This is a genomic window from Geobacillus sp. Sah69 (genome assembly GCF_001414205.1).
GTDB lineage: Bacteria > Bacillota > Bacilli > Bacillales > Anoxybacillaceae > Geobacillus > Geobacillus stearothermophilus.
Map to the genome: position 1 here is coordinate 65,652 of NZ_LLKS01000039.1, position 14,144 is coordinate 79,795.

Annotated in this window: 13 protein-coding genes and 1 pseudogene; 13 read left to right on the plus strand and 1 reads right to left on the minus strand. The window is 53.6% G+C overall.

Features of this window, described 5'->3' with window-relative positions:
* Window positions 1-18: 18 nt before the first annotated feature.
* From AP057_RS10195 to uvrC, 12 genes and pseudogenes are all read left to right on the plus strand, one after another.
* Window positions 19-813: an enoyl-CoA hydratase gene (locus AP057_RS10195; RefSeq protein ID WP_055358676.1), complete on the plus strand. Its 795-nt coding sequence runs from the start codon at window positions 19-21 to the stop codon at window positions 811-813.
* A gap of 86 nt (window positions 814-899) precedes the next feature.
* Window positions 900-1,256 (plus strand): annotated as a pseudogene (locus AP057_RS10200) (electron transfer flavoprotein subunit beta); the annotation flags it as partial.
* A 265-nt stretch (window positions 1,257-1,521) separates the two neighbouring features.
* Entirely contained in the window at window positions 1,522-1,836 is a 315-nt protein-coding gene (gene trxA / locus AP057_RS10205; RefSeq protein WP_055358677.1) for a thioredoxin, read from the plus strand.
* Window positions 1,837-2,041: 205 nt separating this feature from the next.
* On the plus strand, window positions 2,042-3,247 hold the full coding sequence (locus tag AP057_RS10210) for a hypothetical protein (protein WP_049626565.1): 1,206 nt from the start codon (window positions 2,042-2,044) through the stop codon (window positions 3,245-3,247).
* Window positions 3,248-3,453: 206 nt separating this feature from the next.
* Entirely contained in the window at window positions 3,454-4,398 is a 945-nt protein-coding gene (locus AP057_RS10215) for an NAD-dependent epimerase/dehydratase family protein (protein ID WP_033014381.1), read from the plus strand.
* Complete coding sequence (locus AP057_RS10220; protein ID WP_055358678.1) at window positions 4,388-5,320, plus strand: lysylphosphatidylglycerol synthase transmembrane domain-containing protein; 933 nt, start codon at window positions 4,388-4,390, stop codon at window positions 5,318-5,320. Before AP057_RS10215 ends, AP057_RS10220 begins: the two co-directional genes overlap by 11 nt.
* Complete coding sequence (locus AP057_RS10225) at window positions 5,317-6,777, plus strand: alkaline phosphatase family protein (protein ID WP_152968876.1); 1,461 nt, start codon at window positions 5,317-5,319, stop codon at window positions 6,775-6,777. The genes AP057_RS10220 and AP057_RS10225 overlap by 4 nt, the downstream gene beginning before the upstream one ends.
* Complete coding sequence (locus AP057_RS10230) at window positions 6,774-7,535, plus strand: glycosyltransferase family 2 protein (protein ID WP_033014358.1); 762 nt, start codon at window positions 6,774-6,776, stop codon at window positions 7,533-7,535. Before AP057_RS10225 ends, AP057_RS10230 begins: the two co-directional genes overlap by 4 nt.
* A gap of 93 nt (window positions 7,536-7,628) precedes the next feature.
* A complete protein-coding gene (locus AP057_RS10235; RefSeq protein WP_055358679.1) occupies window positions 7,629-8,390 on the plus strand; it encodes a hypothetical protein in 762 nt (253 codons plus the stop codon).
* Window positions 8,391-8,416: 26 nt separating this feature from the next.
* Window positions 8,417-9,340 carry an FTR1 family protein gene (locus AP057_RS10240; protein WP_033014354.1) on the plus strand — a complete coding sequence of 308 codons (924 nt, stop codon included), beginning with the start codon at window positions 8,417-8,419 and terminating at the stop codon, window positions 9,338-9,340.
* A gap of 183 nt (window positions 9,341-9,523) precedes the next feature.
* A complete protein-coding gene (locus AP057_RS10245; RefSeq protein ID WP_033014353.1) occupies window positions 9,524-10,963 on the plus strand; it encodes a hypothetical protein in 1,440 nt (479 codons plus the stop codon).
* A gap of 10 nt (window positions 10,964-10,973) precedes the next feature.
* Complete coding sequence (uvrC, locus tag AP057_RS10250) at window positions 10,974-12,746, plus strand: excinuclease ABC subunit UvrC (protein ID WP_055358705.1); 1,773 nt, start codon at window positions 10,974-10,976, stop codon at window positions 12,744-12,746.
* A 49-nt stretch (window positions 12,747-12,795) separates the two neighbouring features.
* On the opposite strand, the gene AP057_RS10255 is transcribed toward uvrC, so the two are convergent.
* Window positions 12,796-13,248 (minus strand): YslB family protein, encoded by a 453-nt coding sequence (locus tag AP057_RS10255; protein WP_033010653.1) that lies wholly within the window; start codon window positions 13,246-13,248, stop codon window positions 12,796-12,798.
* 242 nt (window positions 13,249-13,490) lie between these two features.
* Here AP057_RS10255 and AP057_RS10260 point away from each other — a divergent pair, with 242 nt between their 5' ends.
* Window positions 13,491-14,099 carry a succinate dehydrogenase cytochrome b558 subunit gene (locus AP057_RS10260; protein ID WP_049624961.1) on the plus strand — a complete coding sequence of 203 codons (609 nt, stop codon included), beginning with the start codon at window positions 13,491-13,493 and terminating at the stop codon, window positions 14,097-14,099.
* The last annotated feature ends 45 nt before the right edge of the window (window positions 14,100-14,144 follow it).

Sequence of the window (14,144 nt, forward strand, 5' to 3'; positions counted from 1 at the left end):
AGAAAGGGGAGAGACTTCATGAATTTTTTTCGCGTAGCGAAAGAGGAGTTCGTCGCCGTCGTGACGTTTTCGCGGCCGCCGGCGAACGCTCTTGTATCCGTTGTTTTGAAAGGGCTTTCAACCTTGTTGGACGAGCTTGAGACCGACCCGGACGTGCGCGTCGTGTTGCTTCATGGCGAGGGGCGGTTTTTCTCGGCCGGCGCCGATATTAAAGAATTCACGCCCATCGCTTCCGTCGAGGAGGCATCCGGCTTGTCGCGCAACGGCCAACTCGTGATGGAGCGGATCGAACGCTTTTCCAAACCAGTCATTGCGGCGATTCACGGCGCCGCATTAGGCGGTGGGTTGGAGCTGGCTATGAGCTGCCACATTCGTGTGGTGGCGGAAAACGCCAAACTCGGCCTTCCGGAGCTGCAGCTTGGCATCATCCCTGGATTTGCTGGCACGCAGCGGCTTGTGCGCTACGTCGGCTTTGACAAAGCGGCGGAAATGATGTGGACGAGCGAGCCGATCACCGGACTCGAAGTGGTTGAATGGGGGCTTGCCAACAAGGCGATGCCGGAAGAGCGGCTTCTTGATGAAGCCAAAGCGTTGGCGAAAAAGATTGCCGCCAAAAGTCCGCTTTCCGTTCGGGCGGTTATTGAGTTGCTTAACGCCGCCAAGGAAAAAACGTTCGTTGAGGCCGTGCGCGAGGAAGCGGAATGGTTTGGCCACGTGTTTGGATCCGAGGATGCAAAAGAAGGCGTGCAGGCGTTTTTGGAAAAACGGCCGCCCGTCTTTAACATCTTTCCGAAAGAAGTCTCCCACTTCTAAACGAAGTGAAAGTGGGAGATGAATTTCGGTTAGGTATAGCCTAAAATTGTCTCTTTTTTGTGTATTACAATATAATCAGTTATAGAAAAAACCCGGACTTGATTTTAGCCGGCAACGTCGCCATTGACGGCGGCTCCGGCCAAGTCGGCCCGCGTGTGGCGGAATTGCTCGGCATTCCATATGTAACGACGATCACAAAGCTCGACATTGCCGACGGCGGCAACGTGACGGTCGTGCGCGATGTCGAAGGGGATGAGGAAATCATCGAAACGTCGCTGCCGCTCCTTGTCACCGCTCAACAAGGCTTGAACGAACCGCGCTATCCGTCGCTGCCGGGGATCATGAAAGCGAAAAAGAAACCGCTTGAAGAGCTAGAGCTTGACGATTTGGACCTCGACGAAGACGATGTTGAAGCGAAGACGAAAACGATTGAAGTGTTCTTGCGCCGAAGCGGGCGACGTCATCGCCGTCGAAGAGGCGGGCGGCAACATCGTCTTTGCCCGTCCGATCTACTCCGGCAAAGCGTTTGAAAAGAAAAACTGAAAGTGCATTCGTAATGAACAACACGGGCGGCTGCAGCCGTCCGTTTTTTGACGGATAAATTCCGCGGCAAAAGCGAATAGTAGAAACGAAGCAAAACATTCGCGCCGACATGCATTCCATGGTATACTTTGCTTGCAGCATTCAAGAAGATGGGAGGGAATCCATATGGCGATTGTCAACGCCACTGACCAAACGTTCGCCGCAGAAACGAAAGACGGCCTCACGCTCGTTGACTTTTGGGCGCCATGGTGCGGACCGTGCCGCATGATCGCTCCGGTGCTGGAAGAGCTTGACCGCGAAATGGGCGACAAAGTGAAAATCGTCAAAGTGAATGTCGATGAAAACCAAGAAACAGCGTCGAAGTTCGGCGTCATGAGCATCCCGACGCTGCTTCTGTTCAAAGATGGTCAACTTGTCGACAAAGCGATCGGCTACCAGCCGAAAGAGGCGCTTGTGCAGCTGGTTGGCAAACATGTGTGATAACGGAGAAAGAAGGAAATCCAGAGGGGAAGAAGCCTCTGGATTTCTTTATTTAAGGTGTGATCAGCTAGGAAAAGAGGATTTTCAGCAAGAAGGGAGTCCTCTCTTTTTCATCATGTGTTGACATTGAAATTCATTTTCTCTTATAATCTTATTGTATTGATATTGATTATCATTTTTGGATGTGTGAACGGGGGGATACATAATGTCATTAAAATGGAAGTGGCTGGCCTTGTTGGCCGCCGCGGCGTTGGCGCTTGGCGCGTGCGGCCAGAGCAAACAGACGGCGGGAACAGAAAAAGAAAGCAGCAACCAAACGGCTGTGGAAAAACAAGAAAAGCCGAAAGAGGAAGAGAAGACGGAGAACGAGAAGGAAGAAGCGGAAGTCGATTATGCGGGAGCGTTCAGCGAAGCGCTCGCGGAGCTTGAGAAGGCGAAGCAAGGCGGGGCGGTCGACTTCGGCAAAGTGGAGAGCATCTACAAAGAAAAGCTGCAGCCGCTTGTACAAAAACGTGACGCGGAATTTGAAGATACGCTTGACCAACATATTACCAACGCACTGGCCGCCGGCAAAGACGGGTCGCTTGAGCCGTTGGTTGTCAAGCAAATTTTTGACAAGCTGATGCAAAAAGTGTTTTACACGACGATCAAGCATGAGTTTACCGAAGCAGAAGAACATTGGGCCAATAAGGAAGAAGTAAAGGAAGAGCTTGAGGAAGCCAAAACCTTTTACGCGATTTTGCAGTCGACCGTGGAAAAGCGCGATGCGGCTTACGGAACGAAGTTGGTTAACGCGATCAACGGGGCGTTTGCCCAAATGGAGCAATCGGTCCAAAACGATGATGCGCTCTCATTTGCCCTCGGTAAGCAAGTCGTGGACAAAACATTGATGAAAACATTCTATTTAGCGAGCGGAGCGCTGCCGCACGGCTATGCGGCGAAGGCGGCGGCTGCGGCCAAGGAAAACGCCGAAGAAGCCAAAGTGGAGCAGGCGGAAGGCTGGGCGTTTTATCAGTCCGTCTATCCGTATATGAAACGGCATGCCGCGGAGGAGGCGGACTACATTTTGAAACAGTTTGACCTGCAAACCGATGTCAAAATGCTCGATCCGAAAGCGGTGAACCATGCGTTCGTGCGCGGATGGGCGAAAGTGGCGCTTCATGAATATGAAGAAAGCAAAGAAAATTGGGGGCAAGACAAGTCGGTGATCACCGCCTTAGAAGGCGCGCTCTTTATTAACATGATCGAACAGGATATCAAAACGCTGCTTGGCGACAAAGCATACACCGACTTGAACGAACAGGCGACACGCTACCTAGAGGCGGCAAAGGCAAAGAACAAAGCTGAGGGTGACAAATGGCTGCCGCAAATCGAGGCTGCGCTTCAGCAAGTGATCCAGAAAGCGAACTAAATGATCAGCAAGGGTGTCCGGCGCGGCTTCCTTTTTTTGCAGGCGTCCATCCGGAGCGAAGGCAGCGATGGCTGGGCTGCCGCTTGCCTCACCGAGCCAAGGCGGGAAATGAAAACATTTGGTTTTTGCCGATTGGCCACGACGTTCCCCGACGGTTTATGGTAAGATGCTAATGGACAATGGAATTCGATGATGAGGTGAAGGCGATGAAAGTGGTGGTGACCGGGGGAGCCGGATTTATTGGCAGCCATCTAGCCGCCCGGTTAAGCGGACTCGGATATGACGTGGCTGCAGTGGATTGTTTTCATCCATATTATTCTGCTGAACGGAAAGAGCGGCAGTTTCAGACGCTCACCGGCGGCCGGGTGCCGCTTGTCCGCTTGGATTTGCTTGATGGGGAGCGAACGAAAAGGTGGCTGGTCGAGTTTCGCCCCGATGTCGTCTACCATTTGGCGGCGCTGCCGGGCGTGCCGTATTCCCTCGAGGAGCCGCTCGCGTATATCGATTATGACATCAAAGCGACGGTCAATGTGTTGGCGGCGGCGGGGGAAGCGGGTGCGGCGCACGTGCTGTTTGCCTCATCGTCATCGGTGTACGGCGACCGAGGCAATGTGCCGCTCCGGGAAGAGATGGCTGATGGCCGCGTCGTGTCGCCGTATGCGGCGGCGAAATACGGAGCGGAATCGTTTTGTCATGCCTATGCCCATTTGTATAGCTACCAAATGACGATTTTCCGCTATTTCACCGTTTACGGGCCGTGGGGTCGTCCGGATATGGCGATCGGCACGTTTTTGCGCCGATTGCTGGCGGGCGAGGAGATTGTCGTATATGGCAAAGGAACGGCGCGTGATTATACGTACATCGATGATATTGTGGAGGGCATGATCGCAGCACTTCACCGTAGCGGTGGGCGAAGCGAAGTGTTCAACTTGGGCGCCGGGGCGCCCGTCACCATGGAGCAGCTGCTCGCTGAGTTGCGGAAGCACTTTCCCGATCTGAAAATCGTGCACGCGCCGGAGCGGAAAGGCGATGTGAAAGCGACATGGGCGGACATCACGAAGGCGGAGCGGGCGTTTGGTTACAAGCCGAAGGTGGCGTTTGCCGAAGGGCTCGCCCGCACGGTGGCGTGGGCGCGCGAATATGAGCGGTAAACCGGCGGCTAAAGCAGCGTTGCAAGCAGCTGGGCTCGCGCTTCTTTTCTTTTCCGCTTGGTTGACATACCGCTGCTTTGACGGCCGGCAGATGCTCCATCATCTATCCAGGATAGTCAGCCGCCCGATCGAGATGGCTGCCGCTGCTTTCGTATATGGCTTGTCGTTTTGGCTGCGGGCGTGGGCGTGGAAGCGATATGTCGGAAAGCCAATCGCCTTCTCTGTTTATTGGCGTGCCGTGCTGCTTAGTTTGTTTGTTAACCATCTAGCCCCAGTGAAAATCGGTGATGCTGTGCGTATGGCTTTGCTTGCCCGCCAGCCCGGTGTTTCAGCCAGCGAGGCCATTGAATCGGTGGCGGTGATGCGGCTCCTTGATATGGCGGTGCTTGGTGGATTGACTGTCATTGGGATGTATGCGTATATGCATTACATTCCCCGCATTTCTCTCTTGGCAGCGGCCGTTGCGTCCGGGTTCGTGCTGACCGTGATCGTGTTTCGCCGTCCGCTCCGCCTTGATCGGTTATGGCGGCGATGGCGGAGCGTATTTCACGGCTGGAGCGGCGCGGCGATGGTCGGGGCGGTGGCGGCGAGCTGGCTGTGTGAGGCGGCCGTCATTGGCGTGATCGCGAAAGCAGTCGGCATCCCGCTTTCCTTTGGACAGGCGGTGTGGGCAAACAGCGCGACCGTTTCCGGCCAGATCGCCCAAGTCGCCCCCGGCGGGATCGGAACATACGAGGCGGTGATGGCGTTTGCGTTGACCCGGCTCGGCGCACCGTGGGAGAAAGCATATGCGGCGGCAGTGTTGACCCATGCGTTTAAGTTTTTGTTTTCTTACGCCGCTGGTGCCGCGGTATTGTGGTTTTGGCGGTCCGACTGGCAGATGGTGCGAGGTGTATGGAAAAAGGAAAGGGAGAAGCGATGAAACAAGCATCACGATTCGAAAAAATCGCGGCGCGCTGCTGGAATTTGCTGAATGAAGGAAAGCCGTTTACGCCGATTTTTGTCGCGGGAACGATGACGATCTACCATGCCGCTGATTGGATGGGCGGCTCATGGGGATGGATGCTTGGTCTGGCGGCGGCGCTGCCGCTGTTTGTCATCTACTATGTCTATGATTATCCGCTGTTTTTGCGCAATTATTTATGGATCCCTTATGTCGTGTTTCTCATCGTTTGGTCGTTCGCTGATGCGTCGTTGTTGTTGTTGGCGTCGGGGCTTTACTTTTTCTTTACCGTCTTTTTTTGGGGGACGCTGTATTACCATTTGCGCATCGGCACGTCGTGGTGGAATTTCACCCGCTTTTGGAAGCTGGTGTTGAAAAACAGCGATTCGACGAGCGGCAACGCCCAAGAGCAGCTGCCAAAATGTTTTCTTCTTTTGTCTGTATGGGAATACGCTTCGCAGCAGATCGATCAAGGAGCGGCTTTGGCGCCGCTGTGCGGGGCGCTTTGGCTGTTTGCCGCTGGGGTGTGGCTGTTTTCATGGATTTTGCATCGGAATTTGTTCGACTGGCAGCCGGAGATCATTCCGACTTATACGAACAATGTGCCGAGTCCAACCGTGCCGATCAGTGACAAAGTGTATGTCATCGTGATTGATGGCATGCGCAAAGACCGGTTTGAAGCGGCCAACGCCCCGTTTTTGAAACGGTTGCGCGCTCAAGGGACGGAATTTGCGCAAATGGAAACCGTCTATCCGGCGCGCACGGTCGTTTGCTTCACCTCGATGCTGACGGGGACGTATCCGTTTGAGCACGGCATCCGGTCCAATATGGTATGGAAGCTTGGGGCAAAAGTGGAGACGATTTTCGATTCGCTCCGGAAAATCGGAAAAACCGGCCGCTTGCTTGGCATCGCTCATTTGGTCGATTCGTTCGGCGACGATGTCGAAACGGTGACGGCCGTCATGCCGAACGACCTCGCCGACCGTTATATCATCGAGCGGGCGAAACGCATCGTCGAGGAACAAAACCCGGATTTGCTTGTCGTACAGTTGATCGCCACCGATCAGACCGGCCATAGCCGCGGTGTGCTGTATGACGAGTATATCGAAAAAATTGAAGAAGCCGACGCGTTGATCGCGGAGTTTGTCGGCTGGCTTGAGGAACGGGGCGAGCTCGAGCGCGCGACATTGATTGTCTGCGCCGACCATGGCCAAGCGGATGGCATCGGCGGCCACGGCCACCTCGATGAAGGGGAGCGGTATGTGCCGTTTTTTTTATACGGCCCGGCGATTGAAGCAGGAAAACGAGTCGATGAGAAAAAAAGCCTCGTTTCGCTGGCGCCGACGATCGCCTATTTGCTTGGCGCTCCGTATCCGAGCCATAGCCGCGGTCCGGTTTTGATCGAAGCGATGCGAAAGAAAGGAGGAGAGCGATGAAGAAGCAGCGCGTCATCGTCTTTTTGCCGGCGCACAATGAAGAAGAAGCGATTGGGGAAGTGATTCGCCGCATTCCGCGTCATTTCCATCCCGATGTAGAGGTCAGCGTCTTGGTCATTGATGACGGGTCAACCGACCGGACTGCTGAAGCGGCGCAAGAAGCGGGAGCGGACTACATTTGCCGCTGGCCGGAAAACCGCGGCCTCGGTGCGGCGGTGCGGCGAGGGCTTGAAGAGTGTGTCCGTCTTGGCGCGGATATCGGCGTGATGATCGATGCCGATAACGAATATCCGCCGGAACAAATTCCTGACCTTTTGGCGCCGATTTTCGCCGGTGAGGCCGACTATACGATCGGCTCGCGCTTTCTTGGCACGATTCGCGGCATGAAATGGCACCGCCGCCTCGGCAACTATGCCTTTACGTGGCTGCAGTCGCTCCTGCTCGGCCAGCGGTTGTATGACGGGCAGTCGGGGATGCGTGCGTTTTCCCGCCAAGCGATGGAAGAGGCGGAAATCATCCACGATTACAATTACGCCCAAGTGTTGACGCTCAACTTAGTGCGCAAAGGGTTTCGACTAAAGGAAGTGCCGATCCGCTACCAAGTGCGGACGACCGGCCGTTCGTTCATCAAGTTCACCGCCTATATGACCGCGGTCATCCCGGCCATCTGGAAGGAAATGCGCCGCCCGGTAACAAAAGCGGTCATTGACCGAAAAGCGCATCTGCTTTCTTTGGAGCGGGAGCGCCATTGTTCGTGAGGCGGCCGCCTTGGGCCGCCGGCCATTTTTCCCAATATTGACAATGATGGTGATAATGATTATCATTGATCTTGATGGAGGGGGATCAGAAACGTGAAAACATCCCGTTTCTTTTTTTACATAGCAGTGATCATTATTCTCAATCTCATTCCGCTGAAAGCGTTCGCCTATTCGTATGGAGATCCGAACAAAGAAGCGGTTGCTGAGGCGTATAAAGAGATGAAAGAAAAGTTGAACGAGCAGCCGCCGAACTTTGCCGCAGCGAAGGAAATTTTCGGAACCATAAAAGAAGAAATCGACATGCATATGGGACTTGAGCCGTCCAAGGCCGTGCTTGCAGCCATCGAAGCGAAGGACCGCCAGGCGGTGATCAAAGATATGGAAAAAATTTTAGTGCTCAATATCGCCCGACGTTTGGACAATATTGAGGCGAACTTTGATCAGTACGACACGAGCAAGCGGCTGTTGGCGAAGGCGTTTGCGACGTATGAGGCGCTGTCGCCAATCATCCAAGGGAAAGACCCTGCGCTTGACAAACAGCTGCGCACCGAGTTTGACAAGGCTCTGCATTCGCTTGGCAACCCGGGGTTATTTGGCGTCGGCGAGAAAAAATCGGACATCAATGCGTTTAAAAAAAGCAAAGAGACTATTTTAACCGTGCTGCAACAACAATTCGGTTTGAAAAGCTTAGAAGTTGGCCATTTTTCGGACAGTGCTACAGAAAAACCGGATGAAGTGAAAAAAAAGGAATGGACGGATTTGTCGAAACCAAAAAACTGGATTCCTCTCATTATCATCGTTGCGATCATCATTGGCACTGCCTTGATTTATGTGCGACGTCGGAAACGGGCTTAGTTTACATGTGAAGGGGAGGCGGGGGCATGGAAGTTCAAGCGCTGCTCATTACGTTTCGCGAAGCACTGGAAGCGCTGCTGATCGTTGGCATCATCACCTCGTATTTGAAACGGGTCGGTCACCGCGAATACACGAAATACGTATGGCTTGGCGCCGCTCTCGCTGTGGCGGCGAGCGTCGGTGTCGCCATGTTGTTTCAGCTTGTCTTTACCGGTTTTGCGGCAATGGGAAGCGAGATATATTTAAAGATCGGCATCATGGTCGTTTCCACACTGCTGTTGACGCAAATGGTGTTCTGGATGGCCGAACACAGCCGGGACATGAAAAAAAGCTTGGAAGGGAAAATGGATCAGTTTGTCACCGCCGGCAATGTCGTCGGCATGGTCATTCACTCGTTTTTGGTCGTGTTGCGTGAAGGGGTGGAAACGGTCTTCTTCTTCGCTGCGATTACGCACGGCAACATCGGAGCGGCGATGCAAGGATGGGGAGCGGCAACTGGGGTTGCCATTGCTGCTTTCGTCAGCTACTTCTTCTTTAAAGGGACGATGCGCATTCCGTTGAAGACGTTTTTTAAAGTCACCGGCGCGTTTATCGTCCTAATTGCCGCTGGACTGCTCGTGCAAGCCATTTCGATGATGCAAGATATCGGCCTCATCGGCAGCGTCATGCCGCATGTATACGATTTGACGTGGCTGCTTCCGGAACATCCGATCGATTACGAACATTACGTGCGCGACCATGGCGTCGCCCCTGTCTTTTCCGGCGAAGTCGGCGTCTTTTTAAAAGCGTTGTTTGGCTATTCATCAATGCCGTCGCTCGAGGAAATGATCGCCTATATCGGTTATTTTGTCGTGATTTACTTGCTCGTGACGAGCCGCCATGGGCAACAAAGCGGCAAACAGGAGCAACCATCGGCGGCATTGGAGGAACAGATAAAACGGGTGATGTAAGGTACAAGGCGCGGATGCCTTGTACTTTTTCTTTAGAAGGCTGGTGAAAAACCGCGGCCACCAGTAAATCAGTGGCATTTCGCCCCAAAAAAGAAGGTTGATTTCGCATGGTTTATCTAATTGAGAAACAGATGGGAATAGCAGTATTTTGTATTAAATCACCAGCCCTTTAGGGGGGATGCGATGAAACGAGCGTTTCTTGACCGCGTTTGGCTTGGCTTCAGCATCGGCTTGGCTGCCGTTTTGTTGGGGGCCGGCCTGCGTTACGCCAGTCCGTACGCGGCCTCGTGGGACGAAGTTGACTTTGCGCGGGCGCTGGAGCGCTATGATTTGTTGGCGATGCAGCCGCATTTTCCAGGCTATCCATATTTCGTTTTGGGCGGGATGGCTGTTCATGCCGCAATCGCTAATCCAGCCAAAGCGCTTTCGATTTTGAACGTGCTTGTGTTGTATTCCGCTGTCTTTCCCATCGTTTGGCTGCTCGCTCGCCATATGCCGCGCTCAGCGGCGCTATGGGCGGCGCTTTCGGTGCTTTCTTCAAGCTACGTGCTCCTTGCCGCCGCCAGACCGATGTCGGACGGCGCGGCGCTTGGCGTGCTTTGGTGGTACATATGGGCGGTGGAATGGGCGCGGCGGCGAACAACATGGATGGCGCAGCTTTGGCCGTCCGCGTTGTTTAGCATCCTCATGGGCATCCGTTTGTCTTATGCCCCGTTTGCTGCCGCGTTGTTGATCCTTTGGCATGAAGACTGGAAAACGCACCGCCGCCTCGGCCGCGTGGCGGCATCGCTGTTGGCGGCGGCCGCCTTTCAATTTGTTTGGGTGGCGGCGGTCGCGGCGACGGAAGGCGGCCTTTGGCCGTTTTTCAAGCTTGGTTGGGCGTTTGTTGCCGGTCATTTCAGCGAATGGGGCGGAACGGCGGCAACGAGCCCGCTGCCGTTTTCTGAGCGATTGTACCGCTTTATCGTCCACAACTTTGTTTGGACCGGCATCGCCAGCCAGCACGTTTCATTGCTGTCCGCCTATGCGGCAATCGGTGCCATCGCCTGGCGCACGGGGCGGTTTCAGCTGCCGCGTGCGCTTGTCGTTTCCGCGTTGCTGTATGCTGTCTGGGCGCTGTTTGGACAAAATATTGACAAACCGCGCCACCTTCTTCCGTTGGTTCATTTTGCGCTGTTTTATGTGTGGGGCCGCTTTTTGGCTGCGCCGAAGGCATGGAGATTAGCGCTGGCAGCGGCGGTTGTGCTGCTGCAGTCTGCAATCGGCATCGGGCTGCTGCACGAGCAGGCAAAGACGCCCCCGGCAGTGTATCAGCTTGCCGACGATTTGCGTGACAAGCCGCAGCCGTTTGTGGTATATACGTGGGAAGAGACGCGCGTCCTAGACTATTTGAACGTGCCCTTTCCACATAAAGATGTGCTCCATTTTTCCTTCTTTTTGCAAGACAAAGAAAACTACCGCCATGCTATGATATATATGACCAATCACGTTGTCCAAGGGTTCGAGGCTCAAGGGATCGATATTTCCCGCCATGTGCGCAAAGTGAAAACGTATCGTTCCAGTCCGCTTGCCGACCCGGTGTATGGAACGATTACACTGTATGAATGGGTGGACGGAGAGTGAGGGGATGGCCATGAACGACCGGCTGAAGGAAAAGCTGTCCGTGCTCCCGGAACAGCCGGGCTGCTATTTAATGAAAGACAAACACGGAACGGTCATTTACGTCGGCAAGGCGAAGTCGTTGAAGGCGCGCGTCCGCTCGTATTTTACCGGGACGCATGATGGCAAAACGCAGCGGCTTGTGGAGGAAATCGCCGATTTCGAATACATCGTCACCTCGTCAAACGCCGAGGCGCTCATTTTGGAGATGAATTTGATCAAAAAGCATGATCCGAAATACAACGTCATGCTCAAGGATGATAAAAGCTACCCGTTTATTAAAATCACCGCGGAACAACATCCGCGCTTGCTCATCACCCGCAAAGTGAAAAAAGACGGCGGCAAATATTTCGGCCCGTATCCGAACGTGCAGGCGGCGAACGAAACGAAAAAGCTGCTCGACCGTTTGTATCCGCTCCGCAAATGTTCGACGATGCCTTCGCGCGCCTGTTTGTATTACCATATGGGCCAATGCCTCGCCCCGTGCGTCAACCCGGTGTCGGACGAACAAAATAAGGCGATCGTTGAACAAATCGTCCGCTTTTTAAACGGCGGCTATGAAGACGTAAAGCGGGAGTTGGCCGAGAAAATGCACGAGGCGGCGGAAGCGCTCGAATTTGAGCGGGCGAAAGAATACCGCGACCAAATCGCGGCGATTGAGATGACGATGGAAAAGCAAAAAATGATGTTCAATGATTTCATCGACCGCGATGTATTCGGCTATGCGTACGACAAGGGCTGGATGTGCGTGCAAGTGTTTTTCCTCCGCCAAGGAAAGCTGATCGAGCGCGACGTGTCCATTTTTCCGCTTTATCAAGACCCGGATGAGGAAATGCTGACGTTTTTGGGCCAGTTTTATGCGAAAGCGCATCATTTGAAGCCAAAAGAAGTCGTCCTCCCGTCCGACATTGACGGGGAGCTTGCCCGTGAATTGCTCGGCGTAGCCGTCGTCCAGCCGAAAAAAGGGAAGAAAAAAGAGCTTGTGGAGCTGGCGAGCCAAAACGCGGCCATTGCTCTGAAAGAAAAATTTTATTTCATCGAGCGGGACGAAGAACGGACGATCAAAGCCATCGAACGTCTCGGAGAGCGTCTTGGCATTCCGGCGCCGCGCCGCATCGAGGCGTTTGACAACTCGAACATTTACGGGGCCGATCCGGTCTCGGCGCTCGTCGTTTTCCTCGATGGCAAGCCGGCGAAAAAAGAATACCGGAAATATAAGGTAAAAACAGTGGCGGGACCGAACGATTATGAAACGATGCGCGAAGTTGTGCGCCGCCGCTATACGCGCGTGTTGAAAGAAGGATTGCCGCTTCCCGATTTGATCATCATCGACGGCGGCAAAGGACACTTGTCGGCGGTGCGGGATGTATTGGAAAACGAGCTTGGCCTCGATGTGCCGCTGGCCGGGCTGGCGAAAGACGAAAAACACCGCACATCCGAGCTTTTGGCCGGCGACCCGCCAACGGTCGTGCCGCTTGACCGGCAAAGCCAAGAGTTTTATTTATTGCAGCGCATTCAAGACGAAGTGCACCGGTTTGCGGTCACGTTCCACCGCCAGGCGCGGCAGAAGACGATGTTCCATTCCGTGCTTGATGACATCCCGGGTGTTGGGAAAAAGCGGAAAAAAGCACTCTTGAATTATTTCGGCTCGGTGAAAAAGATGAAAGAGGCGACGGTGGAAGAGCTGCAACAGGCGAACATTCCGCGGGCGGTGGCGGAGAAGATTTATGAGAAGCTGCATGAATAACTGCAAACGGAAACGAAAGGGCGTCCGGCCGAGCCGGGACGCCCTTTCGTTACTCGATGGGCTGCTTCCGGTCCCATTTGACTAAAATGCGCGCCTGGCCGGCTCGCTTGGCCGGCAGTTCAACCGCTTCGGTGACAAGACGTTTTTGCTGCTCAATCTGTTCGGCAAGAAATCCGGCTTCGAGCTGAAACGAGCAGCTGCCGTACAAGGAAAAGCGAGCGGCGATGATAGAGCCGGACAGCTCGATGGGCAGCTCGTCGTTCCGTTCTTCGCCAGCCGTCAGCGTTCCCCAGCCGGCCTCCTCAAAAAAAGCGGCGATTTGTTCCAAGTCGCGAAGCGGATAGCGACGCGCCAGCTGTCTGCCCGCCCAGTATAAAAGGGACGGGGCGTTTTTGCCGAGCAGCTCGGGAAGAAGCGAATGGCGGAGCAGCTCAGCGCCAAACGCCGATTGGGTAATCGATCGAAATGTTTCGTACTGTTTTTCCAATGATGGCTGTCTCATCATGTTCCCCTCTTTCTATCCATTTTCCCATTATAGCCAAACAGCCGCCGGTATGCACTCTCTTTCTTGCAAAAAACGTGAACGGAGAATGTTTGAACACTTTGTGACGATGTTTTCTTGACGCTTGTATAATGTGGGAGTACAATGAATGTGACAAATGCAAGATGGAAATGGAAGGCGTTTCTATTCCATTCTGTAACGAGGAGAATTTATTTTTACTTACGTTAAAGGGGGGTTACATAATGGCAGGGAATCGCGAGTTTTATTATCGCCGGCTCCATTCGCTGCTCGGGGTTATCCCCGTTGGGGTGTTTTTAGTGCAGCACTTGGTCGTCAACCATTTTGCGACGCGCGGACCGGAAGCGTTTAACCGGGCGGCTGCATTTATGGAAAACTTGCCGTTCCGTATTTTCTTGGAAATTTTCATTATTTTCCTTCCATTGCTGTTCCACGCGGTATACGGCATTTACATCGCGTTTACAGCCAAATTCAACACGCGCCAGTACGGCTATTTCCGCAACTGGATGTTCATGCTTCAGCGGATTACGGGCATTATCACATTGATTTTTGTCGTCTGGCACGTGTATGAAACAAGGGTGCAAGCCGTGTTTGGCGCTGAAGTGAATTATGATATGATGGCCAATATTGTCGATAATCCATTTATGCTTTGGTTTTATATTATCGGTATTTTGTCGACCGTCTTTCACTTCGCCAACGGTTTATGGTCGTTCTTCGTCAGCTGGGGTTTAACGGTATCCCCTCGTTCACAGCAAGTGTTCACGTACATTACGATGATCATCTTTGTCGCGCTTTCGATTGTCGGCATTCGCGCCATTTTGGCTTTTGCGTAAAAAATTGATTTCAGCTGTTGGATGACATGAACCGCTGCGTTGGCT